At 59.1% G+C, this 21,763-nt stretch carries 21 protein-coding genes and 2 pseudogenes; 8 read left to right on the top strand and 15 right to left on the bottom strand.

Annotated elements, in window-relative coordinates:
* The first annotated feature begins 219 nt into the window (after window positions 1-219).
* Both ACIGEK_RS19235 and ACIGEK_RS19240 read left to right on the top strand, forming a co-directional pair.
* Window positions 220-1,290 (top strand): hypothetical protein, encoded by a 1,071-nt coding sequence (locus ACIGEK_RS19235; RefSeq protein WP_397494904.1) that lies wholly within the window; start codon window positions 220-222, stop codon window positions 1,288-1,290.
* A 143-nt stretch (window positions 1,291-1,433) separates the two neighbouring features.
* A pseudogene (locus tag ACIGEK_RS19240) lies at window positions 1,434-1,891 on the top strand (GNAT family N-acetyltransferase).
* Window positions 1,892-1,967: 76 nt separating this feature from the next.
* On the opposite strand, the pseudogene ACIGEK_RS19245 reads toward ACIGEK_RS19240, so the two are convergent.
* The 3 genes and pseudogenes from ACIGEK_RS19245 to ACIGEK_RS19255 all read right to left on the bottom strand — a co-directional run.
* Window positions 1,968-3,164 (bottom strand): annotated as a pseudogene (locus tag ACIGEK_RS19245) (FimV family protein); the annotation flags it as partial.
* 331 nt (window positions 3,165-3,495) lie between these two features.
* On the bottom strand, window positions 3,496-4,077 hold the full coding sequence (locus tag ACIGEK_RS19250) for a DUF1415 domain-containing protein (protein ID WP_397494850.1): 582 nt from the start codon (window positions 4,075-4,077) through the stop codon (window positions 3,496-3,498).
* A 79-nt stretch (window positions 4,078-4,156) separates the two neighbouring features.
* The gene (locus tag ACIGEK_RS19255; RefSeq protein ID WP_397494851.1) at window positions 4,157-4,882 is read right to left on the bottom strand and encodes an endonuclease; all 726 of its coding nucleotides are present in this window, start codon (window positions 4,880-4,882) and stop codon (window positions 4,157-4,159) included.
* A 335-nt stretch (window positions 4,883-5,217) separates the two neighbouring features.
* Between ACIGEK_RS19255 and ACIGEK_RS19260 the strand changes: the two genes are divergently transcribed.
* The gene (locus tag ACIGEK_RS19260; RefSeq protein WP_397494905.1) at window positions 5,218-5,922 is read left to right on the top strand and encodes a hypothetical protein; all 705 of its coding nucleotides are present in this window, start codon (window positions 5,218-5,220) and stop codon (window positions 5,920-5,922) included.
* 231 nt (window positions 5,923-6,153) lie between these two features.
* On the opposite strand, the gene ACIGEK_RS19265 is transcribed toward ACIGEK_RS19260, so the two are convergent.
* The 11 genes from ACIGEK_RS19265 to ACIGEK_RS19315 form a co-directional block, all read right to left on the bottom strand.
* On the bottom strand, window positions 6,154-6,348 hold the full coding sequence (locus ACIGEK_RS19265; RefSeq protein WP_397494852.1) for a hypothetical protein: 195 nt from the start codon (window positions 6,346-6,348) through the stop codon (window positions 6,154-6,156).
* Window positions 6,349-6,377: 29 nt separating this feature from the next.
* Entirely contained in the window at window positions 6,378-7,100 is a 723-nt protein-coding gene (locus ACIGEK_RS19270; RefSeq protein WP_397494853.1) for a substrate-binding periplasmic protein, read from the bottom strand.
* Window positions 7,101-7,265: 165 nt separating this feature from the next.
* Window positions 7,266-7,607: a zinc ribbon domain-containing protein YjdM gene (locus tag ACIGEK_RS19275; protein ID WP_397494854.1), complete on the bottom strand. Its 342-nt coding sequence runs from the start codon at window positions 7,605-7,607 to the stop codon at window positions 7,266-7,268.
* A gap of 51 nt (window positions 7,608-7,658) precedes the next feature.
* Window positions 7,659-8,153 carry an LEA type 2 family protein gene (locus tag ACIGEK_RS19280; protein ID WP_397494855.1) on the bottom strand — a complete coding sequence of 165 codons (495 nt, stop codon included), beginning with the start codon at window positions 8,151-8,153 and terminating at the stop codon, window positions 7,659-7,661.
* A gap of 151 nt (window positions 8,154-8,304) precedes the next feature.
* On the bottom strand, window positions 8,305-9,099 hold the full coding sequence (locus tag ACIGEK_RS19285) for an outer membrane protein OmpK (protein WP_397494856.1): 795 nt from the start codon (window positions 9,097-9,099) through the stop codon (window positions 8,305-8,307).
* A gap of 222 nt (window positions 9,100-9,321) precedes the next feature.
* Window positions 9,322-10,269, bottom strand: a complete 948-nt coding sequence (locus tag ACIGEK_RS19290; protein ID WP_397494857.1) for a MurR/RpiR family transcriptional regulator — start codon at window positions 10,267-10,269, stop codon at window positions 9,322-9,324.
* Between the two features lie 131 nt (window positions 10,270-10,400).
* Window positions 10,401-11,168 (bottom strand): ABC transporter ATP-binding protein, encoded by a 768-nt coding sequence (locus tag ACIGEK_RS19295; RefSeq protein ID WP_397494858.1) that lies wholly within the window; start codon window positions 11,166-11,168, stop codon window positions 10,401-10,403.
* A 20-nt stretch (window positions 11,169-11,188) separates the two neighbouring features.
* Window positions 11,189-12,301 (bottom strand): succinylglutamate desuccinylase/aspartoacylase family protein, encoded by a 1,113-nt coding sequence (locus ACIGEK_RS19300; protein ID WP_397494859.1) that lies wholly within the window; start codon window positions 12,299-12,301, stop codon window positions 11,189-11,191.
* Between the two features lie 9 nt (window positions 12,302-12,310).
* The gene (locus tag ACIGEK_RS19305) at window positions 12,311-13,006 is read right to left on the bottom strand and encodes an ABC transporter permease (RefSeq protein WP_397494860.1); all 696 of its coding nucleotides are present in this window, start codon (window positions 13,004-13,006) and stop codon (window positions 12,311-12,313) included.
* Between the two features lie 15 nt (window positions 13,007-13,021).
* Window positions 13,022-13,711 carry an ABC transporter permease gene (locus tag ACIGEK_RS19310; RefSeq protein WP_167147615.1) on the bottom strand — a complete coding sequence of 230 codons (690 nt, stop codon included), beginning with the start codon at window positions 13,709-13,711 and terminating at the stop codon, window positions 13,022-13,024.
* A gap of 90 nt (window positions 13,712-13,801) precedes the next feature.
* Window positions 13,802-14,578 (bottom strand): ABC transporter substrate-binding protein, encoded by a 777-nt coding sequence (locus ACIGEK_RS19315; protein WP_397494861.1) that lies wholly within the window; start codon window positions 14,576-14,578, stop codon window positions 13,802-13,804.
* Window positions 14,579-15,087: 509 nt separating this feature from the next.
* Between ACIGEK_RS19315 and ACIGEK_RS19320 the strand changes: the two genes are divergently transcribed.
* The 5 genes from ACIGEK_RS19320 to ACIGEK_RS19340 all read left to right on the top strand — a co-directional run bounded on the left by ACIGEK_RS19320 (window position 15,088) and on the right by ACIGEK_RS19340 (window position 20,911).
* On the top strand, window positions 15,088-16,854 hold the full coding sequence (locus tag ACIGEK_RS19320; RefSeq protein ID WP_397494862.1) for a cyanophycinase: 1,767 nt from the start codon (window positions 15,088-15,090) through the stop codon (window positions 16,852-16,854).
* Between the two features lie 72 nt (window positions 16,855-16,926).
* Window positions 16,927-17,250, top strand: a complete 324-nt coding sequence (locus ACIGEK_RS19325; protein ID WP_397494863.1) for a hypothetical protein — start codon at window positions 16,927-16,929, stop codon at window positions 17,248-17,250.
* Window positions 17,251-17,326: 76 nt separating this feature from the next.
* Complete coding sequence (locus ACIGEK_RS19330; RefSeq protein ID WP_397494864.1) at window positions 17,327-18,607, top strand: OprD family porin; 1,281 nt, start codon at window positions 17,327-17,329, stop codon at window positions 18,605-18,607.
* Window positions 18,608-18,776: 169 nt separating this feature from the next.
* Window positions 18,777-19,541 (top strand): transporter substrate-binding domain-containing protein, encoded by a 765-nt coding sequence (locus ACIGEK_RS19335; protein ID WP_397494865.1) that lies wholly within the window; start codon window positions 18,777-18,779, stop codon window positions 19,539-19,541.
* A 140-nt stretch (window positions 19,542-19,681) separates the two neighbouring features.
* Window positions 19,682-20,911 (top strand): cyanophycinase, encoded by a 1,230-nt coding sequence (locus tag ACIGEK_RS19340; protein WP_397494866.1) that lies wholly within the window; start codon window positions 19,682-19,684, stop codon window positions 20,909-20,911.
* A gap of 159 nt (window positions 20,912-21,070) precedes the next feature.
* On the opposite strand, the gene ACIGEK_RS19345 is transcribed toward ACIGEK_RS19340, so the two are convergent.
* The gene (locus tag ACIGEK_RS19345; protein WP_397494867.1) at window positions 21,071-21,358 is read right to left on the bottom strand and encodes a hypothetical protein; all 288 of its coding nucleotides are present in this window, start codon (window positions 21,356-21,358) and stop codon (window positions 21,071-21,073) included.
* Between the last annotated feature and the right edge of the window lie 405 nt (window positions 21,359-21,763).

Below are 21,763 nucleotides of genomic sequence, written 5' to 3' on the forward strand. Positions count from 1 at the left end.
TATGCCCGGCTGGGGAGAGCGGCACTTAAGCAAAAGGCCGTTCAGTTGTGTCGCAGGAGGAAATATTTGGCAGTATCGACAGGCCGGCGGAGCAAAAAACAATTCAATCCGCCGCTTTTGCTTCTGCTCGGCCTGGGGCCGGACGCAGAGACAACCCCCTCATCCAAGGAGTCGCTTATGTTGAGCCGCAAAGGATTTCTGCTTGTCGCAGCCGCTGGGATGTTCGCCTGTCACGCTCAAGCCGCTGATGTCACGGTCAAGCTGGGCAGTACCGAGCGCGTCACCCGGTTGTTTGCCTATCCCAATAACTGCAATGTGATCTGCTATCGCGATTGGACGCTGGAGCAGACCGCCGAGCACTACCTGGGCCAGAGCTTGCAACGCGACGGTTACGACAAGGCCAAGGTAACCGTGCACCGCGAGCAGCAAGACCTCTACGCCAAATTCACCGAGGTGCCCGAGGGGTACGGTAAGCCACTCGAACAGCTGCTGAAGACCGGAGAGCTGGCCTACGCGGGCGCGAAACTGCTTAACAAGGATGGCAAGTGGCAATACAACTGGTCGTTGTTCTTGCCGCTGGGCATGGCGCTGGATAACCGCAAGAGCGTTGAGTTACTGCACTTCCCGCCGGATTACTCGCTAACCCAGGCGCAGGACTATCTAGAGTCGAGTACTACAAACCGCTGGGCTGACCTACTTACCCAGAATGGCATCGGAGCGGCGCAGACACCTGCCTTCCAGACCATCATCGACATCGCCCCCATTGCCGCGCCTGCTAACGCCGGTAGCGCGCTCGAGGGTGTCTACAGCTATTTCAATGCCTATCAGACGCAGATGGTTATGCAGTTGACTGCAGGCGAAGGTGGGCAGGCGCTGCCCATGGTGGCCTTTGGCAGTCCGGTGCGCAGCTGGGTTAAGCAGCAGTATGGGGTTTCTCTCGATGTGCTCGGTCTGGCGCAGATCAGCCCGGCCGCTGGGCAGCAGGTGGCTGTGCTCGGCGCCAACCACCCTAGTTATATCTGGTACGCCGCTGACCCGGAAAATTATGACGGCGATCAGCAGAAAGCCGATGCGGCCGGCATCAAGGTAATGGGGCAGGATCTCAGCGCCGCCTGCTGGCAGGCCAGTATGGGCGAGCAACCCAGTCAGGACGCGAGCCCGGCGCTGAGCGCCTGCAGCGAGAAATGGCAAGTCACGGAAAAGCTGCAAACCTGCGAACTTTTCTACACCTCAGTGCGTAACCTCACTCCCGAAGCTGCGCAGGCCAAGTGCACGCCGGCTAGCAGCTAAGCACCTCGGCCAAAGCTCACCGCTGTGAGCTTTGGCCACAGGCTGCTAGGCAGCACTTTTGCTGCGCTCATTTGATCGGTGTTTGCGGGAGAGCCCGGTAAGCTTAAGGCCCCCAGCAACTGCTAGCCGCTACGGACTTCTTAATGCTCACCCTCGACTGGCTCCGCCATCATCCCGAACACACTGAGCAGTTGGCTGAGTGGCTTTACCAGCAATTTCCTTATGAGTTCAGCGAGCAAAGCTTGCTCGACTGGCAGGCTGAGTTCGCTGCGGGTCAGCACAATGGTGACTGGGAAATGCTGGTTGCCCTTGACCATGACCAACTATTGGGCTGCGCCGGCTTGGCGAAGGATGACTTGCCGCTGCGGCCCGAATTGGGACCTTGGTTGGCATGTGTTTATGTACGCCGCAGGCCCGTGGCCAGGGCTTGGCCGAGCAGTTGGTTGAGCGCATCTGCGCCACTGCCCGTGAGCGCGGCCACGCAAGGCTCTACCTGCACACCCACGACCGCGCGGATTATTACGCCCGGCGCGGTTGGACACTGCAGGAGTGCTTCCAGGCCTGGGGCAACCCTCAACACTTGATGTGTCGCCAGCTTTAGCCGGTTATTGAAAGGCCAACTGCGTTGCCATCACGGCATCTCAATTTGCCCGATACGCCTGCTCGCCCTAAGGAATGGAGGGCGCCTGATTGCCCGTTGTAGCTTCCGCTACGTCAGGCGTTGCAGCTGGAGCCTGACCTTGTGCGGCCAGGTAAGCCTGTAGCTTGGCCATCTGATCGTTTTTCAATTGAACCAGACGCTGCAGTTTGTCGAGTTGGCTCTGCAAGTCGGCAATACGGCTTTTCAGTTCAGCGTTTTCACGATTGGTCGAATCGAGGCTTTCCTGGGCCACCGCCAGTTTATCTAGCAGGGCCTTGTTACCTGCGCTGCCTTTATCGCTGCCGGCGCCGCCTTTGTCGCTGCCATCCGCAACCAGTTTCAGGTTGTCACTGCGTTCAATTTTGGCCGGTGCAACTGCTGCGCTGCTGCGCTTGCTGGCATCCAGCTGACGGGCGCTGGCGGCAATACTGCGACTTTCACGCCAAGCCGCGGTCTGCTGGTTAACCTGAGCGATGGCGGCGCTTTGCGTGCGGCTGTTGATTTGTTGTGCATCGGGTAGACGCAGCACTTGGCCGCTTTTCATGCGGTTGATGTTGTTATCGATAAAGGCCTGCGGATTCAGTTCCTGAATCGCCAGCATGGCCTGATGCACGCTGCCGCCTGCCCGCGCGCGGTTAGCGATATCCCAGAGATTGTCATTGGCGGTGGTTTTGTATTCATTGCCTGCCAGTGTTGTGGCGGTAGCAGTGCTGGTTGTTGCTGGTTGAGTTGCGGCAACCGTTGGGCGTGCGGCGGACGGCTGTTTCAGTGGCGCAGAAGCAGCGGCGGTTGCCGGCGGTTGTACTGCCACGGGGGTAACGCTGTGCGCGGTATAGAGCGGTGGGTCCAGCAGCATGGTGTATTCACGCTGCAAACGACCATTCGGCCAGAGCACTTCCACCAGGAAGTTCAGGTAAGGCTCACGCATCGGCTTGTTGGAGGTCACCCGGATAACGCTTTTGCCATTGGGTTTGAGCACCGGGGTGAATTTCAGGTCAGTCAGGAAGAACTGACGGTCAACGCCGGCCTTGTTGAAGGCTTCAGGGGACGCTAGACGCGGTATCAGTTCATCGGCCGACAGGTCACCGCCCTCGACCAACTCAATCTCTGCCACTAATGGTTGATTGAGCTGTGACTGCAGTGTTACCTCACCCAGCCCTAGCGCGTGCGCCATGCCGGATGACAGCGCCGAAGCCGCTGCGATTGCCAGCACCAGTTTACGAACCCGAGCCATAGCGTTATCCCTTGTTTTATCTGTTTCTCGACCAGCGAGAGGGTCTTGAGCGTTGTTGCCGTCTGCCCGCAGAGGTGAACGCACTCAGCAATCAACTCAGCCAGTATTGGCAGCCTCGAATGAGGTGCGAATTTTATTGATTTGCGCCGATTAATTGTGTTGATCAGCTTGCAAATCTCTAAAGGTTCTCGGCGTGAATGCGGTCAATAGCTGCCATTCGTCGGACGCGCAGCAACTGCGTGCGCGCGGATAGGCATGGGAACCGGGGCTTGAGTTACGCAGGCACGGCTGTAGCGCCGTTAGGGTTTGCTGGCAGTCCCGTGCTTGGGATCTAGCTGTTCTGTGCGTCTTTGCGGCATTGCGCCTGCAGGGCAGCCCAGCCATCTGCGCCGAGATTTTCCAGCGTCTGGATATTGGCTTCGAAGATCGCTTCCGGGTCGGGAAAGGCAGCGACGGCGCGGTCGATGCTGGCTTCGCGGAGGATATGCAGGGTCGGGTAAGGCGAGCGGTTGGTGGCGTTGCTGACATCGCCTACGCCGGTATCGGCAAACTGGAACTGCGGGTGAAAGCTGGCCACTTGCAAGGTGCCGGCATAGCCGAGGTCGTCTAGGGTGTCATCGACCACGGCGAGAAAATCATTGAAGTCGAGAAAGTCGCTAAGGGTTGCGGGGTGGATCAGCAGGGTGGTGTCAGTTTCGCTTGGCTCGCAGTTGGCGAGCGCGTGCAGCTCGTCGATCAAGGCGCTGAGTAGCTCTTCCGGCTCGGCGCTGGCGCACACCACGTAGCGCACTTGCCCTTTGACCTGCACCGCTTTGGCGAATGGGCAGAGGTTCAGGCCGATCACGGCGCGCTCGACCCAGGCGCGGGTTTCGGTAATGGCGTGGGCGGCGCTAGGGATGGCGGTGTTAGGCATAGGGCAATACTCGGGTTGGCGTGGCGTGAAGTTTAGCGTCAATAACGGCGCGCAGGGTTCGCAGGGCGGTTGCCAGCACTTAGCCGCTGTTGCGTTGCGGGTTGCCGGCGCGGCGTAGCGGGCTGCATTGTCTCGGGTCGATGGCGCCGACATAGGGGTTGCCGTGGCCCATCACGCAGCCGACCTGCTGGTTGCGCCAGCGCTCCCATTCGCTGATCGGGTATTGGCGGCTCCAGGCTTCGTAGGTGCGTCGGTCGAGTTTGGACAGACGCAGCTGGTAGCGCTCGGCCATATATAGATAGATGCGTGCCGCGGCCCCGCGAGCGTGGGTCGGTGGCATGGCGGTTTTTGCCTTGAAGTTGACCACCATCGGGCAACTTCCGTATTGCGTGGGCTTGTCGCTGAGCATGCCGAGGGCGTAGTTGGAGCGGTCGCCATTCACTTCGCCGATGCTCGGCACCAGGTTGTGCAGGTCGGCTTCAGCAGCCTTGAAACTGGCGTCGTTGCGCGCGCAGTTCTTGCGGCCGCCGTTTTGCCAGCACTGGCGCTGGTGGCCGATTACCCAAGCCGGTACCACATGCTCCCATTCCAGGCGCTTGGCGCGGTTTAGTTGTTTGCGCGGGCTGTAACCGCAGCTACTGAGGTCGACCCGATTGCCGCTGTAAGCGCAGTGGCAATAGAAGGTATTGGGTCGCTCGGCATACAGCCGCCAGGCGACTTTCTTCGCGGCGCTAAAGGTTTTTGGGGCATCGGCAAAAGCGGGCAGAGCAACTAACAGGCAAAACAGGACAAGCAGACGCGGCATGGGGCACTCGGCAGCCAAAAAGCTGCGGATCATACCGATTTAAACGCTCTAAACCGGGCTTTTTGGCGGTGCACTGATAAACGGTTGGCAATCTTTTACGTGTGATGCGGTCTGTTGGCAGTCAACCTGAGCTTATGCCGCTAGGTGTTTGATTGTGTTCAAAGTCATGTCTTTAAGTAGGAAAACTGGCCAATCTGTATTTTGTTGCTAGCGTTATCCCATCACACCACAGCGGACGACCTCCTCTGATGAGCACTGTGCAGCGTTTAGCATGGCTGAAAACTGGCCCCGCCTGGTCGGGCGGTAATGCTGTGGCGATGCGGCGCGGGACTGTGATGGCGGCGCTACTTGCGGCGTTAATGGCCATCGGTGGCTGTTCAACCCGGCAGGACCATCAAACCATCGTCAGCAACCGCAGCCCGATCAAACCCTCCGAGTTCTTCCAGAGCCATGCCGACCGCATGGCCACCCTGGGCATGCGCAACAACCTCAACAGCCTCTACCGTTTGATGGACAAATTGTACCTGCGCAACCCGCGCGAATGGCGCAAGACCGGCCTGGCTGATGTGGAGTCTGTAAAGCGTGAGGTGCACCACGCCATCGAGCTGGACCAGCCGCTGCCGCAACTTGGCGGGCGTACCGATGTTGCGGCGCTGAGCTATGCCCTTAGCGCCGAATACCAGGGCGACCGCGTGGGGGCGTTTATCTATTCGCTGGCAAGCATGCTGATTACCGCTCACGGTGGACGCACTGAGTATTACCTGAGCGATACGCTGGACCCGCAGTTTATCCATAACGCTGCGCGCAATTTCGAGAAGGCCAGTTGGATGCTAGCCCAGCGCACGGATGCCGGCGGCAAGCCTTGGCTGCTGTCTAACGAGATTTCTGCCGAAGGGCATAACCTCAGCTATGCCGTGGAGTTCGGCAAGATCGTTGCGCGCCTGGATCTGCTTACCGATGTGCTGGATGAGCGCTACCGGCGCATGGGCGTGAGTTATGCCCAGGGATTGTTGTTTATGAACTTCCTGCCGGTGCAGTAAGGACCTATATACGGTCTACTGCGCGTCGGTCCTGCGGCGTTAAAAACAGGCTCGGCTGCTTATGTACAGCTCGTACACTCCGCTTGATTCGCGACGCTCACCCTTCGGGTCAGCCTGCGGCAGTTACTTCGCTTCGCTGCGTTTCTTACCTGTTTTGACCAGCCGATACTGTTACTACGTAGCGCCTTGCAGGGTTCTAGCTCGCAAGACCTTAAACAGCTTCTCCGCCATCTAGTAGCTTTCTTCCAATCGCTTATTGCTCTGCGCGTTAGCCGCTTCGATCTGCTGTTTCAGCTGTTCAGCCTGCTGTTGCAGTTGCGTCGCCTGTTCGGCTTGCAGGCTTGCGGTTGCGGCGGTTTCACCGAGGCCGCAGGCGCTCAGGGTGAGGGCGGTTGATAGCAGCAATAACGGAAGTGCGACGCGCATGGTGGCTCCTGAGTAGAGAGGGTGACGGTTTATTGCCAGCGCTGGTAGATATTATCCAGGGCGCCAGCCTGTCTTAAACGCTCCAGCGCTGCCGAGAACTGTTTGGCACGGGCGCTATCATCCTTGGCAAAGGCCACATAGCGTGGCATTTCCACCAGCGGTCTTGGCAGGATATGCACGTTCTTCTCCGCGCGCTGCTCGCGCACGAAATACATCAGCTGTACCCGATCCCCTACTATTACATTAATGCGCCCGGCCAGCAGCATCGACACCAGTTGCCGCGGGTTCTGTGCGCTGGTGTCGCGTGATAGATCAGCTTTATCAAAGTCCGATTGGTAGGCATAGCCGCGTACCTGGCCAATGATATAGGGCGACAGGTCGTCGAGTTCGGCCCAGTCAGTGAGGGTGGTTTTACGCGAGGTCATAAACACCGTGGAGCCGGTTCGGATCGGCCCGACCAGTTCGTACTGCTGCATGCGCTCAGGGGTGCCGGCGAACTGAAAGGCCATGTCCACTTCGCTGCGATCGATCATGCGCTTGACCCGTTCCCATGGGTACAGGCGCAGGCTGTAGGGAATCTTGGCTTCCTGCATAACGGCCTCGACCAGCTCGACATCCAGGCCGCGCGGCTGATCGTCCTCGATGGTGACAAAGCTGTAGGGCGCAAACTGCTCATCGCCTACCACCTTCCATGGCTCGGCCTGCACAACCAAAGGCAGTAGCAGTATCAGGCACAGTGCAACAATACGCATGAGATCCTCCAGGCGGACGCCTCGAACGAACGATTTGCTCTGTATTGATACTAGCTAATCACTTGACCAGTTGCGCACGTGAGTGACAGGAGAAACCGTCCATAAGCCACTAATAAAAAAGCCCTGATATGCATGTCAGGGCTCTCTTTGTTGCGTTGGCTGCGCTCAGACTTTGCGCACGAACTCGGATTTCAGCTTCATTGCGCCGATGCCGTCGATTTTGCAGTCGATGTCGTGGTCGCCGTCGCATAGGCGGATGCCCTTGACCTTGGTGCCGACCTTGACCACTAGCGATGAGCCTTTGACTTTAAGGTCCTTGATTACGGTGACGGTGTCGCCGTCCTGTAGCACGTTGCCCACCGAATCCTTGATGACCTTGGTGTCATCTGCCGCGTCGCTCGCGCCAGTGGCCGACCATTCGTGGGCGCACTCGGGGCATACCAGCTGGGTGCCGTCTTCGTAGGTGTATTCGGAGTTGCATTTGGGGCAGGGTGGCAGCGTGCTCACGGCGGGGTCCTTGCTGGGTCGAGAAGTAAAGGCCGCATATTGTATAGGGTTTTATCGTGCAGCGCCGGGCGCTGGTAATTGTGGCCAGTTCAGCGTGCCACGATCATTGAAACGCGAGGTACCGAACAGGCCGTTGGCCAGTTTGCCGCGCAGTTCGTAGGGCAAGCCATGGCCGTCCTGATAGCCGGCCATGCCCCAGGCCTGGCGCAATGCGGCGTAGGCGGAAAGGCTGACGGGTACGCGCAGGATACTCTCGCCATAACGTGGCACTTGTCCGCGCTGGTTACTGACGCCACTGAGCAGCGGTTGCTGGTTAACCTGCAGCTCCAGGTCTACGCCGTCGAAATCGATGGGCTGGTCATTGGGGTTCTGTACCCTCAGCTTGATCGCGAAGCGCGCTTCCAAGCCCTCGCCAGGTAGCGGCTCAATACCGACCAGCTCGATGCGTAATGGATCGCGCGGCGTCAGGGTGCTGCATGCGGCCAGGGTGAACAGCAGGCTGACGAGCAGGGCGCGGGCGAGTGTGCGATGAAGGGCGTTGGGCATGCTGGGTTTCCACTGCTGAGTAATCACAGAGTAGAAGACCCTGATACTGGGGCGATTACGCCGCAACTGGAGAAATAAGCCTGGGGAGGGATTCGTGGGGGTATGCCCGCCAGCCTGCAATAGCAGGTGCTGGCGGGTTTACAGCTGAGTATCAGAAGTGCACTTTAACCAGCAGGCAGGCGGTGTTCTGATCAGTCGCACCGACGAAGTTGTCGCTGACAAAACCGCTGTCCTTGATCCCGTACTTGTCCTTCCAGTAGTCGTATTCGATACCGACATACAGCTGCTTCTCGCCCCAGCTCATGGCCTTGCCCAGGTCATATTTGATCTGTGGGTTGAAGTGCAGGTTGGCGTGGTAGCTCTTGTCGTTGTCCACCACCCAATCCATAAAACCGTCGATCACGATATCGGATTTGCCGACCGGGATGGTGTAGCTCCAAACCGGGGTGATCTGCCAGACATTATCGCCGTCGCGTTTACCATCTGTAGTGCGGTTGTAGAAGTTCAGCGAGAAGTAGTCGAAGCCGGGGATCGCCAGATCAAAGCCTGGGCCGATCAGGTAGGACTCGACATCGTCTTCACCGAATTCATAGGTGGCGGCCAGCAGCACATCCTTGATCGGGCCGAATTCCAGCTTGCTGTTGAACAGCTTGCCGAACGACAGGCGCGGCGAGAACTCACCGTAGAAGGTGTGACCGTCGCCTGCGCCGTTGGTGGCGTCGGTGTTGTACTTGATGGTGTCGACGAAGAAGAACAGGTCACCAATACTCCAGCCGCTGGCGTGTTCGAAGGTTATGGTTTGCTGGATTTCCGGGTCGATCTTGTAATCCTGGCCATACAGATAGGACAGGCTGTTGTTCTGCCAATACATCAGGTCGCCTGCGACTGCCTGGCCGCCCGCCAGCAGCCCACCGGCCAAAGCCAGAGAGGAAAGAATACGGTTCATCGAGTGGTGCTCCCCAAGTGCTGAATTATCGTTTTAAACCTGTCTAAGTGGTCAGGCTGTCGGAGCTTCAGCAAGAACAAGGCCAAGTCCTGCATTTGCCTATAGCACGGCAACTAGAGCGCTGCGGGCGCGCACTCTAGTGGTTTCCAGGGGAATGTAAATACGCTGCATGCACTGATAACTGACCGGCTGGACAGATTCAGCCTTAAGTTGGTGCGCCTGCTAGCTTTGTCGCGGCGTGGTGCTGCTGCGGCGCTTGATCGGCTTGCGTGCAGGCTTGTCGCTGCTGGGCACATGCAGGTAGGACATCACGCTTTCGGTCAGCTCGGCGGCCAGCTGCACGGCTTCCTTGTTGCGCGCCATGACGCCGGCGACCAGGCCTTCAATAAGGGCGAGTACCGAGGTGTTCGAGCTGATCAGCACCGGGTGATCAGCTGGGGCAAACAGCGCATGTTTGGCGATGGTGGTCAGCGGCGAGGCCGGCGAGTCGGTAATCGCCAGTACGGTTGCGCCCCGTTCACTGGCAAAACGCGACAGTTGCAGCGTATCGAGGGAATAGCGCGGCAGGGAGATCGACAGCAGCACGTCATGTTCGGTGATGGCCGCCAGACGGTAGGCGGCATTTTCGTTGCCGCCTTCCATGCTCACCGCTGTGGCATCGGCGCAAAACGGCACCAGGTTGGCGGCTGCCAGGCCGGCCATATAGGCGCTGTTGCCGAAGCCGAGGATGTAGATCTTGCGCGCCTGGATCAGGCAACTGACAAAGGCTTCAAAGGTATCTGCGCTGTTATTGGCACCGGCGGTGGCCAAATTGCTGCTGGCGATCTGCACCTGTTCGTGCAAGCCAAAAGCGCCGTCCGGGCGATGCGCCAGTTCGTTGCGCAGCTTGTCCACTGGCGACACCATCTGCTGCAGGGTGCTGACCAGCTCGGCTTTCAGCCCGGTATAACCGCCCAGGTCGATGGCCTTGGCCAGACGGTTGACGGCGGCCGCCGAGGTGGCGGTTTCCACCGCCATTTCCTCGATGGTCAGGGTTGCGGCTTTTAACGGGTGGCGCAGGATAAAGTCGGCCACCTTGCGCAGCGAGGGCTGCAGGTGCGGGGCTATTTCCGCCAGCTTGCGCATTACCGGGGCGGCGTAGACGGTTACGTTCTTGGCAGAAGTCGGCATGGATGGGCTTTCAGCACGTTGAAGGGTTGGGCGTGCGCGCCGGGTCTGGGCGGGCCTGGGTAATAATTCCGGCTGAAGTGTATCCGAAGCCGACCGCGGCTGTGGCAAAGCACGCGGTCGATATGCGCGGCCTATTTCAGACTGCCGGCGAGAAACTGCTGCAATCGTTCGGACTTGGGTTGGGCCAGCACCTCGCGCGGACAGCCGCTTTCCTCGACGCGGCCCTGATGAAGGAACAGCAACTGGTTGGACACTTCGCGGGCAAAGCCCATTTCGTGGGTGACCACCACCATGGTGCGGCCTTCCTCGGCCAGATCCCGCATGACCTTGAGCACCTCGCCGACCAGTTCCGGGTCCAGCGCCGATGTTGGCTCATCAAACAGCATCACCTCAGGCTCCATCGCCAGGGCGCGGGCGATGGCCACGCGCTGTTGCTCACCGCCGCTCATATGTGCCGGGTAGGCATCCTTGCGATGGGCGACGCCGACTTTCGCCAGGTAGTGTTCGGCTTTCTCCCGGGCGTTTTTCTTGTTCATGCCCAGCACATGCACCGGCGCTTCCATCACGTTGTCCAGGGCGCTCATATGCGACCACAGGTTGAAGTGCTGAAACACCATGGCCAGGCGTGAGCGCATGCGCTGCAGCTGCTTACTGTCTATGGCTTTAAGCGCGCCTGTGATGCGGTTGGGTTGCAGCTTCAGTTCTTCGTTATTGAGCAGGATGCGCCCGCTGTGCGGCTGCTCCAGCAGGTTGATGCAGCGCAGGAAGGTGCTTTTGCCCGAGCCGCTGGAGCCGATGATGCTGGTGACATCGCCAGCCTTGGCGGTCAGTGACACGCCCTTGAGCACTTCATGGGTGCCATAGCGTTTGTGCAGGTTGTCGATTTGCAAGGTGTACATGGCAGCGGATTCTCTTGTTGTTAGTCGGTAAGCAGGCGGCCCTGGCGAATCGGGTGAGCGCCTGCGACCTTGGCCAGCCACAGGCCGGGCTGGGCATAGCGCAGGCGTTCGCGGGCGTAGAGGATTCCTGAGGTGGTGGCATGCACCACTGAGTGCTGATCGCTCAGCGGGTCGATAACCTCGAATAGCGGGTCACCGAGCTTTACCCGCGCGCCGAGCGGTTGCAGAAAGCTCACCACACCCGGGTGCGGTGCATAGGCGTACTGCGCGCCGGCAAAGGGTGTGGCTTCGCAACAGGTGAACGGCGCTGTGGGCCAGTCGCCGCTGATCAGGCCCTGATCAGCGAGAAAGCCAAGAATGTCCTCAGTACTGTGCTGCGCCTGAGTGCAGTCGGTGTCGGCCATGCCGCGCAGCTCGATGGTGGTCGCCATACAGGCCAGTGGAATATTGGCATCCGAATAGCGTTCGGCCAGGCGCAGCCAGGGCACGGCGCAGGCTTCATCGAAAGAGTTGCCGCCGCTGTCTTCAGCCAGCAGCACCGCACCGGAACGCAGGCGCGCGGCCAGTGGTTTCAGGCTTGGCCAGTGCTGCGGTAAGGCGTAGAGCAACATGATCGATTCAAAGTCACAGTGCAGGTCGAGTACCAAATCGGCGTCGCAGGCCTGTTGCAGCAGCAGGCGGCGCAGACCTTCCAGCTCCGATCTGGCGGATGGCAGCGCGGCAATGGCCTCGCGCATCAGGCGTCGAATCAGCCTCACGTTGGCTTGCGCGTCGTCGCCCAGGCGGCCTTCAAGTTGCGGCGCGATCAGCTCGGCCAGCGCGGGAAAGTCGCGGTTGAAGTTCTGCCCGCTGGCCAGGTCGAAACGGCCCTGGTGAGTGGCCTGAAACATCTGCCCCAGACCAATCGGGTTGGCCACTGGCACCAGTTCGATAACCCCATTGAGACGGTCCTGTTGTTCCAGTTCGAGTAGGCGCTGTTTGAGTTCCACCGCCACGCGCATACCCGGCAGCTCATCGGCATGCAACGAGGCCTGGATATAAGCTTTGCGCGGGCCGCTGCCAAAACGAAATACCGAGAGCCGGCGTTCTGTTCCCGCTGTGCTCCAGGGCAGCTGGTGCTGAATATGTTCCATGGGTTTCCCTTAGTTCTTGCGCGGGGCCAGGTGGGATAGCCAGCGGCCTTCGGCCAGCTTGAACAGGCGCACCAGGATAAAAGTCAGCACCAGGTAGAACAGCCCGGCGGTGATAAAGGCCTCGAATGGCATGTAGTAGCGCGAGCTGACGGTGCGCGCCGCGCCGGTGATATCGATCAGGGTGACGATCGACGCCAGCGAGGTGGTGTGCAGCATCATGATCACTTCATTGCTGTACTGCGGCAGCGCCCGGCGCAGCGCCGAGGGCAGCAGAATGCGGCGGTAAAGGGTGAACCGTGACATGCCCATGGCCCGCGCTGCTTCGATCTCGCCATGGGGTGTGGCCTTGAGGCTGCCCGCGAGAATTTCCGCGCTGTAGGCGCTGGTGTTGATGGCAAATGCCAGGCAGGCGCAGAAAGTGGCGCTGGAGAAGTACGGCCACAGCACGCTCTCCCGTACCGCCTCGAATTGCGCCAGGCCGTAATAGATCAGGAACAGCTGCACCAGCATTGGCGTGCCGCGAATCACATAGGTGTAGAGCCAGGCTGGGCCGTTAAGCCAGGGCGCGCGTGAAACGCGTAGCAGCGCCAATGGGATGGCCAGCGCCAGACCCAGCGCGAGGGCGATAAACAGTAATTTAAACGTCACCAGTACGCCGCTGCCATAGAGCGGCAGGCTGTCGGCAATCAGTTGGAAATCGAGCACGGTAGAAGGTCTCGCTTAGAGTTCGGCCAGGCGGGCGCCCACGGAGTAGCGTTTTTCCAGCAGGCGCAGGGCCAGCAGGGACACGGTGGTGAGCAACAGGTACAGCGCGGCAACCGCGAGGAAAAAGGTGAAGGGTTCGCGGGTGGCGTCGGCGGCGTTCTTGGCCTTGAACATCATGTCCTGTAGTCCCACCACGGAAATCAGCGCGGTGGCCTTGGTTAGCACCAACCAGTTGTTGGTAAAGCCAGGGATGGCGAAGCGAATCATCTGCGGCACCAGAATCCGCCAGAACACCTGCATGCCGCTCATGCCATAGGCCGCACCGGCTTCGGCCTGCCCCTTGGCGATGGCCATAAAGGCGCCGCGAAAGGTTTCCGAGAGGTAGGCACCGAAGATAAAGCCCATGGTGCAGACCCCGGCGATAAAGGGGTTGATGTCGATGTACTGATCATGGCCGAGCAGCGGGGCTACGCGGTTTACCAGGTCCTGGCCGCCGTAGAAGATCAGCAGAATCAGCACCAGATCAGGGATGCCGCGAATAACTGTGGCGTAGCCTTCGCCGAGCAGTGCCAGCCATTTCAGCGGTGACAGGCGAAACGCTGCGCCAACCAGGCCCAGGGCAATTGCCAGGGTCATGGAAGTCAGGGCCAGACTGAGGGTCAGCCAGGCGCCCTCGAGAATGGTCGAGCCGTAGCCGTGGAGCATGATGGGGTTCCTCACGCAGAGGCCGAATGGCCTGCGCTACAACGAGAAAAAGGTGCCTCGCAGTGGAGGCACCGTGCGCGTTAGCGGTACTTACTTGCCGTAGATATCGAACTCGAAGTACTTGGCCTGCACGTCCTGGTACGTGCCGTTGGCGCGGATGGCGTCAATGGCGGCGCTGATGCGCGCGGCGTTTTCACTGTCGCCTTTGCGTACCGCGATGCCGGCACCGTTACCGAAGTATTTCGGGTCGTTGAAGTCCGGGCCGACCAGGGCGAAACCCTTGCCGGCTGGGGTTTTGATAAAGCCTTCATCGATATTGATGATGTCCGCCAGGGTGGCGTCCAGGCGACCGGAAGCCAGGTCAAGGAAGGCTTCGTTCTGCGAGGCGTAGCGCACTACTTCAATGCCGGCAGCTTCGAACTGGTCCGAGGCAAAACGATCGTAGGTGGAGGCGCGCTGTACGCCGACTTTCTTGCCTTTGAGGTCGACCAGCGGGTCCTTGATTTCGATACCGGCCTTCATCGCTAGCTTGCCGGGGGTGTGGTAGTACTTTTTGCTGAAATCTACCGACTTCAGGCGGTCTTCGGTGATCGACATGGACGACAGCACGGCGTCGACCTTGCGAACTTTCAGCGAGGGGATCAGGCCATCGAATTCCTGTTCGACCCACTCACATTTGACCTTCATTTCTGCGCACAGAGCGTTGCCGATGTCGTAGTCGAAACCGCTGATCTTGCCGTCCGGGGTTTTGAAGGCGAAGGGCGGGTAGGCCGCCTCGATACCGATGCGCAGGCTGTCCTGGCTTGCGACGCTGAAGGTGCTTACGGCGCTGAGCGCCAGAGCGCCGAGAAGTGCGATCTTGTTCATCTTATTGACTCCTTGATGGGGCGGTTTGGGTTTGCGCTGATCGTCATGCCTGGGCCTGTGATCAGCAGGTACTGCCTGTAGCAATCGCCCCGCCAGATGGCGCGGCATACAACCTGAAGCCTTGTGGACTTCTATTCGTTTTGGCCGGGCTAAGTGGACCTGGCCTGAGGTTTTAGTGTGGACATGTGTGACATGTTTGTTTTCATAAAGCTACTTATTAGAAATATTTGTGTCAAATGCGTTCTGTCGGATAAATGGTTCAAGCCGCTCTAGCGCGGCGGATAGCTGCTGGTGAAGATTTTTTTGGCGCTGTTGGAGCGACAAGCTGTCGGCGCTAAAGGGTTGATCGGGTTTTCCTGTTGGTATATAAAATTTCACAAAGCGAGATTGTGAAAATTTAAATTCACAGCCGAAAAGCCAGGGCTGGCGTGGTGTTTACCTGCTGCAGGGAGGCGGATGACGGAGGCGGAAACCAGCTCGCATGACTTCACATAACAAGAGCAATAAGAATGAAAAAGCAGCTCAATACGCGTGTGGCGGTGGCCGCGCTGATCCTTTCCTGTGCAAGCTCTGCAGCCCTGGCTGAAGGCCATTTACTGGCCGTTGGCGGCATGCTGCGCGCGAGCAATTCGCCGGTGTACGCCAAGTTCATCGAACTGGCCGGCGGGGAGAAAGATGCACGCATCGTGATCATGCCAACCGCCAGCGGCAGCCAGAGCTCGAGCAAGCGCTTTATGAGTGAGCTGGTGGCCCTCGGCATCCCGGCCGAGCGCATCAGCATCGTCGGCATCGACAAGAGCAACTACCAGACCACCATGAATGATGCTGCCGTGGTCAAGCCATTGAGCGAGGCGAGCGCAGTGTGGTTTGTCGGTGGTGATCAGGCACGTATTGCCCGCGCGCTGTTCAATGCCGATGGCAGCCCATCGCTGCTGATGCAGGCAGTGCGCAAGGTGTATGACAAAGGTGGCGTGGTCGCCGGTACCAGTGCTGGTGCCAGCATCCTTGGCGCGCAGATGCCCACCGCTTATGGCGTGGTCATGGATACCCTGGACTTCGGCGTGGCCAGCAAGGCCGATCAGCGCGGCGCAGCGGTACTGAAAGGCTCGGGCCTGTTCAGCGGCGGCATCATTGATCAGCACCTTGACCAGATCGAAGAAACCAGCACTGGCCGCGCCGCACGTATGGCGGCCTATCTGGCCGAGCAGAAGTCCACACGCGGCTTTGGCCTGGATACCAATACCGCCATGTGGGTAAACCCCGAAGGCCAGGTGCAGGTGCTGGGCGAGGGTTACCTGACGGTGATGGACGCCAGCCAGGCCGAGAAAACATTCGGTGTGTACGGCACCCAGTTGAGCAATGTTCGTCTGGCCATGCTCGGTAACGGCGATCGCTATGACCTGGCTAGCGGCAAGGTGCAGCCTGCCGAAGGCAAAGCCGCCATTGAAGCCGGCAACGAATACCTGGTGGGCAACCAGCTGATCACCGATCTGTCAGCCGTTTCGGCAATCGGCCGGGCAGTGCTCTATGGCCTGGCGGATAACACTGCGATGCGTCAGGTCGGCCTGATGACCCGCTACAACCCGCTCAACGGCTACCACTACGGTTACCGATTCGAGTTCAGCAAAACCGCTGACTTCAGTGCCCATAGCCAGTTCTACGATTCGCTGACCAACTACAGCGTTGATGGCGTGCGTTTGGATATTCGCCCGGTCAACGCCAACCTCGGCGACCCGGCGAGCAGTGCCCCTAAAGATGCCGGCAACGGCGCGGCGGGCGATGCGATTCGCGCGGTCAGCTTCCGCGGCCTGATGACCCTCAACGGGCAGAGCGCCTTTGAGCCGCAACGGCCGATTACCCGTCTGGAGCTGGCCAACGCCCTGCAGATGACCCTGGCTGCCGAGCCCAAGCTGGATGCACTGCCCAAGCTCAGTGACATCGGCGCCGATGATCCGATGCGCGATCAGCTTAATGCGGTGCTTTCCAATGGCTGGATGACCAGCGCTGATGCCTTTGCCGGCAGTCAGCCGGTCACTCGCAAGGAGTGGGCGCTGGCATGCAAGGCGCTGGTGGAGCGTTATCAGGGCATCAGCCTGGCTAAGACCACCGCGCTAAGCGACCTCGGTGGTGTTGATAAAGCCTTCGCCGAAGCCGCCAGCCTGACGGTAGGCGAGGGCTGGTTGCAGGCCGATAAGGGCCGCTTCAATCCAAATGCACCGGTGACCCGCGCCGAAGTGGCGCAGACGCTGGCCAAGGTCAGTGGCTTGCTCAAGTGATGACCTAAGTCGCTCAGCGCCGCCTTGTCCACGGCGCTGATTCCCTAATTCGAATTCAAGCAAGAGTCCTGTATGCAAATCAGCAGGTTGGAATCGTTCGCCCTGGAAAAGCTGTTGCAGCCCCAGAGCAACCACGCATTAGTCGCCGCGCAGCCCACTTTGCGGGTGCTTGAGCGAGTGCAAACCGCTGCTGGCTTCTACTCGATTATCCAACTGCCGGCGAGCCTGCGGGCGCTTCAGGACAGTGCCGAGCTGGAATGGCCATTCAAGCTCAAGCGGTTGAAAGCAAAAGGTTATTTCGTTTGCTGGGCCGAGTCTGAAACGACTCTGTGCCTGGAGGCTGTGATCAGCAAGGGCGTGTGCCCGCCCGAACTGTCGCTGGAGCAGTTTGCTTAGCGCCAGTGCTGCAAGGAATGCGTCGCTGCCCGCGGCGGATTTTCGAGATGTTCAATAAAAACCAATGGAGTAAGCCATGAAAGTCGTAAAACTGAGCCTGATCGCCCTCGCGGTCGCCGCTGGCTCGCAATTTGCCGTTGCCGGCGATCAACAGGAGTCCAAGGGCTTTATCGAAGACAGCACGTTAAAGCTGATCAATCGCAACCTGTATATGCAGCGCAACTTCGTCAACAGCCAGCGCAATACCCGCGAAGAGTGGGCGCATGGCATGCACCTGAACTACGCCTCCGGCTTTACTCAGGGCACCGTAGGTGTGGGTGTTGATGCCTACGCGTATGGCGGCATCAAACTTGATGGCGGTCGTGGCAGCGTGGGTAACGGCATCCTGCCAGTCGATGGCGAAGGTCGTATCGAAGACAACACCGGTGAAATGGGCGGTGCGCTCAAGGCGCGTATTTCCTCCACCGAGCTGAAGTTCGGCGAACAGCGTCCGACCGCCCCAGTCTTTGCCACCGGCGACTCGCGCCTGCTGCCGGAAACAGCAACAGGTTTCCAGCTGTTCAGCAACGAGATCGACAACCTATCGATTGAGGCGGGGCACTTCACCGCTATCAATCGCCGCAATTCGAGCAATTCTGATGGCGAGCTGACCAGTGAGTACGCTGAAGTTGAAGCACGCAGCGTTGACTTCCTTGGCGCGACTTACAACATCAACGACAACCTCAGTGTGGCGCTCTACGCCAGCGAGGCCGAAGACATCTGGCGTCAGTACTTCGCTAACGTCTACTACACCATTCCACTGGCCGACGATCAGTCGTTGAACTTCGACCTGGTGGCCTACAAGACCGATGACCAGGGTGATGCTCTGGCAGGCGAGCTGGATACCCTGACCTACTCGCTGAAAGCGGCCTACAGCTTTGGCGCGCACAAGCTCAGCCTGGCGTACCAGAAAGTTAATGGTGATGAGTTCTTCGACTACATCGGTGGCGACTCGATCTGGCTGGCCAACTCGGTGCAGTACTCCGACTTCAATGCCCCGAATGAGCGCTCCTTCCAGGCACGTTACGACCTGAATATGGCGACCTTTGGTGTGCCGGGTTTGAGCTTTATGGCGCGCTACATCAAGGGTGACCAGATCGATGGTACCAAGGCTGATCCGAATGGTGCCTTTGCTGGTTGGGCGGGCGACAACGAGAAGCACTGGGAGCGCGACCTGGAAGCCAAGTACGTGGTGCAGTCCGGTGCTGCTAAGGATCTGTCTCTGCGCTTGCGTCAGGCCACCCATCGCTCCACTGCTTTTGACAATGATCTGCAGGACGTACGCCTGATCATCGAATACCCGCTGAGCATTCTGTAAGGCAGTCACCGGCCGCTCATGCTGGTGAAGCGGCCGGTTGTTTATTCAAGGTCAGCTCCCATTGCTCCTTTGGCCTTAAGGCGCCCTGTGCGGCGCCTGTTTTCACGGCTTGGAGCCTGGCCTCTGACCCCAGGCTGTTTATCTGGCAGCGCTTGCAAGGGGCACCGAAATGCTACGAGCAACCCTATTTATGCTGGGCTTGATGCTGCTGAGCAGCGTTCAGGCGCAGCCTCTGCGTATCGCCATGGAAGGGCAGTTCCCGCCCTTCGAGCAAATCGATGCGAGTGGCCAATTACGCGGTTTTAATGTCGATGTTGCCGAGGCCCTGTGCCAGGCCATGACGGCTGATTGTCAGCTGGTCCGGTTTGCCTGGGATGACTTGATTCCGGCGCTTAACGAGCAGCGTGCGGACCTGATTCTGGCGTCTATGTCGATCACCGCGCAGCGTGCCGAGCTGGTGGATTTCACCGCCAAATATGCGCAAACCCCGGCGTTCTTCTTCGCCCGCAAGGGCCTGGTCAATCAGGTGATCATCACCCCAAGGCGTATAGCCGGCAAACGGCTGGGCGTGCAGCGCGACACCACCTATGACCGCTTCCTCACTGATAAATACCAGCAGCACACCGAGGTGCTGCGCTTCGACTCCGCCGAAGGCATGTACCAGGCGCTCGCTGAAGGGCACGTTGAGCTGGTGCTGGATGACGCGGTGTCCGGCTATTTCGGCTTTCTCGACACGGCCCAGGGCCAGGGTTTCGAGCAGGTCGGCAACAAGGTGGTGGCGCCCAAACACTTTGGCAAAGGCCAGGGCATCGCCGTGCGCAAGGGCGACCACGTACTGCGTGAGCGTCTGGATAGAGCGCTCAGCATCATTCTCAGCAACGGCGTCTACAAACGCATCGAGAAGCAGTACTTCAAGCAATTCACGGTGTATTAGCCGGAGGAGTCAGCCACCCAGAGAGCCATGCAGTGTTATCTGCAGCAGTTCCCGTTTTACAACACCCACAACAGCGTGCGCAGAGCGTACATTTCGGAGAACTCGTACCCATGATCAGATCATTTATGCGGTGCAGCGCGTTGCTGCTCGCCCTCATCCCCGTTACAGGTTATAGCGCTGGTCCGCTGATATTGGTTGGCGGTGGGCTCAAGGATGACAACACGGCGATCTATCAGCGCCTTATTCAGTTGGCAGGTGGCAGCGGTCAGGCACGGATTGGCGTGATTACCGCTGCATCAATCCCGGAAAGCGACGACCCGGATGCCGGCACTGCCGACGCCGCGAACTCCAAAGCCAATGGCGAGTTCTATGCCCAGCTGTTGGAGACCTACGGCGCCGCCGATGCGCAGTGGATTCCCATCGACCTGGATCAGATCAGCAATAACAGCAACCCGCAGGTGGTCGCGCAGATCAACAGCATGACCGGGTTCTTTTTCGGCGGTGGCGACCAGTCGCGCCTGACCCAGGCCCTGCAAACTGCGACCCGTGCTGATAGCCCGGCATTGGCGGCCATTCGTGCGCGGCACAACGCTGGTGCGGTATTGGCGGGTACCAGTGCCGGCACTGCGATCATGGTGCAGGGGCCGATGGTCACCGGCGGTGAAAGCTATGACGGCCTGCGTTATGGCGTTTACAGCTCGCCGGGTGGCGATGACCTGTCCTACAACATGCAGGGTGGTTTTGGCTTTTTCAATTACGGTTTGATTGATACCCACTTCAGTGAGCGTGGGCGTCAGGGGCGTATCGTGCGTCTTGCCGATCACACCCAGGTGCCGTTTGCCTTCGGTGTTGATGAAAACACCGCATTGCTGGTGCAGAACAACCCAAGCCTGGGACAGGTGGAAATGGAGGTGGTCGGTGAAAATGGGGTGTTTATTTTCGACCTACGTAATAAGGAGCGCGGCACCGGTAGCAGCTACGCCTTGTATGACGTGCTGGGCAGCTATCTGACAGCGGGCGATCGCTACCGTCCGGTAACCGGTCAGTTTGTCATCGCCAGCGGCAAGACCAGCTTGCGTGGTCGTGAGCGTTACAGCTCGGCGTTGAGTGCGACCACCGATATTTTCAGCAGCCCTAATAACAGTGGCAGTTCTGGTCGCCGTAAGCCACGTGAGTTTGTCAAAGTCAGCGCCGACCTGTTCGACAGCCGGGTGACCAGTACCTTGGGGCGTACCTACGAGACCAATCCACGCTTTCGCGTGGATTTGATCAAAAGCACCCAGTTCGACAGCCACGGCTACCAGGGCATCGTTGGCGGCAAGAACATGCTTTCCTACCTGCGTTTGCTGATGGATTTTCGTCCTAACTAACCTGCTTCAGGCTATTTATGCCGCAAAAATGACTTAGGGTTTTGTTCGCCGAGATCACGCCTGGTGCGGCGTGGTCTCGGTTTACTTTATTTATGAGGCGGAGCTGCCTGTGCTCGCGCGCATGGCCATGGGGACGCGGGGCCGCTTTATGACTCCGGTTCAGTGCTCGTCTGCTGCCGTTTCCAGGCTCTGTAGCACCACCTGCTCAAGCGAGTTACTGAGTTCTGGCTGCGTGCCGGCCAGTTGGCCGAGCAGTTCCCATTGCTGATCCAGCTCGCTGTTAATCGCCAGCATGCGCTCGATCATCTTGTGTGCGGTGGCGTTTACGGCGCTGTCCTGGGTGTTGAGCAGTTCAAACGACATCGCGGTGATGGCGGCAGTCAAATGGGTGAGGGTGCGCGTGGACAGGCTGAGCAACTCGGTCAATTGCGCTTCCTTGGCAGTCATGGTCATCTCCTTGTGAGTCCCGCCCTGAGCTTAACGCGACATTGTGTCGCCCGGCTATCCGCACCATCGCCTGAGTCCTACCGCCGGGCTTCTGCACCCTCTGTCTCTTGTCCAGTGCTCGGTTGCGCCGATCGTCAACGCACTCCGTCGGCCACTGCGCGGATAGTGGTCTGTTGTGCTTTGCTAGTTAAGGCGTGAATAAAAGCCTTAGTGCAACCACGTTGGTGTTTTGGTTGTACCTGTCGTCGGAAGCTGTGTGGTTTTTTAAAACGAGCGTTTTCCTCGTGCTTCGGGTGATTTTAGCTAGAGCCTTGCCAGCACAGGGCTTGCGCCAGAATGTAGTGTGATTTTGTGGTGCTGAGTGCTGCTGAAAACCTTGATTTTGTTTGGTTGCACCTAGTTGCA

It is taken from the genome of Pseudomonas sp. NPDC079086 (assembly GCF_044542155.1).
GTDB lineage: Bacteria > Pseudomonadota > Gammaproteobacteria > Pseudomonadales > Pseudomonadaceae > Aquipseudomonas.

Coding starts and splice junctions, on each gene's coding strand:
- ACIGEK_RS19300 (WP_397494859.1), bottom strand. CDS start 12,301: ATGGAACATATTCAGCACCAGCTGCCCTGGAGCACAGCGGGAACAGAA.
- ACIGEK_RS19250 (WP_397494850.1), bottom strand. CDS start 4,077: ATGCCTAACACCGCCATCCCTAGCGCCGCCCACGCCATTACCGAAACC.
- ACIGEK_RS19335 (WP_397494865.1), top strand. CDS start 18,777: ATGCTACGAGCAACCCTATTTATGCTGGGCTTGATGCTGCTGAGCAGC.
- ACIGEK_RS19310 (WP_167147615.1), bottom strand. CDS start 13,711: ATGCTCCACGGCTACGGCTCGACCATTCTCGAGGGCGCCTGGCTGACC.
- ACIGEK_RS19315 (WP_397494861.1), bottom strand. CDS start 14,578: ATGAACAAGATCGCACTTCTCGGCGCTCTGGCGCTCAGCGCCGTAAGC.
- ACIGEK_RS19260 (WP_397494905.1), top strand. CDS start 5,218: ATGGCGGCGCTACTTGCGGCGTTAATGGCCATCGGTGGCTGTTCAACC.
- ACIGEK_RS19280 (WP_397494855.1), bottom strand. CDS start 8,153: ATGCCCAACGCCCTTCATCGCACACTCGCCCGCGCCCTGCTCGTCAGC.
- ACIGEK_RS19330 (WP_397494864.1), top strand. CDS start 17,327: ATGAAAGTCGTAAAACTGAGCCTGATCGCCCTCGCGGTCGCCGCTGGC.
- ACIGEK_RS19320 (WP_397494862.1), top strand. CDS start 15,088: ATGAAAAAGCAGCTCAATACGCGTGTGGCGGTGGCCGCGCTGATCCTT.
- ACIGEK_RS19285 (WP_397494856.1), bottom strand. CDS start 9,099: ATGAACCGTATTCTTTCCTCTCTGGCTTTGGCCGGTGGGCTGCTGGCG.
- ACIGEK_RS19295 (WP_397494858.1), bottom strand. CDS start 11,168: ATGTACACCTTGCAAATCGACAACCTGCACAAACGCTATGGCACCCAT.
- ACIGEK_RS19235 (WP_397494904.1), top strand. CDS start 220: ATGTTCGCCTGTCACGCTCAAGCCGCTGATGTCACGGTCAAGCTGGGC.
- ACIGEK_RS19270 (WP_397494853.1), bottom strand. CDS start 7,100: ATGCGTATTGTTGCACTGTGCCTGATACTGCTACTGCCTTTGGTTGTG.
- ACIGEK_RS19325 (WP_397494863.1), top strand. CDS start 16,927: ATGCAAATCAGCAGGTTGGAATCGTTCGCCCTGGAAAAGCTGTTGCAG.
- ACIGEK_RS19345 (WP_397494867.1), bottom strand. CDS start 21,358: ATGACTGCCAAGGAAGCGCAATTGACCGAGTTGCTCAGCCTGTCCACG.
- ACIGEK_RS19290 (WP_397494857.1), bottom strand. CDS start 10,269: ATGCCGACTTCTGCCAAGAACGTAACCGTCTACGCCGCCCCGGTAATG.
- ACIGEK_RS19255 (WP_397494851.1), bottom strand. CDS start 4,882: ATGCCGCGTCTGCTTGTCCTGTTTTGCCTGTTAGTTGCTCTGCCCGCT.
- ACIGEK_RS19265 (WP_397494852.1), bottom strand. CDS start 6,348: ATGCGCGTCGCACTTCCGTTATTGCTGCTATCAACCGCCCTCACCCTG.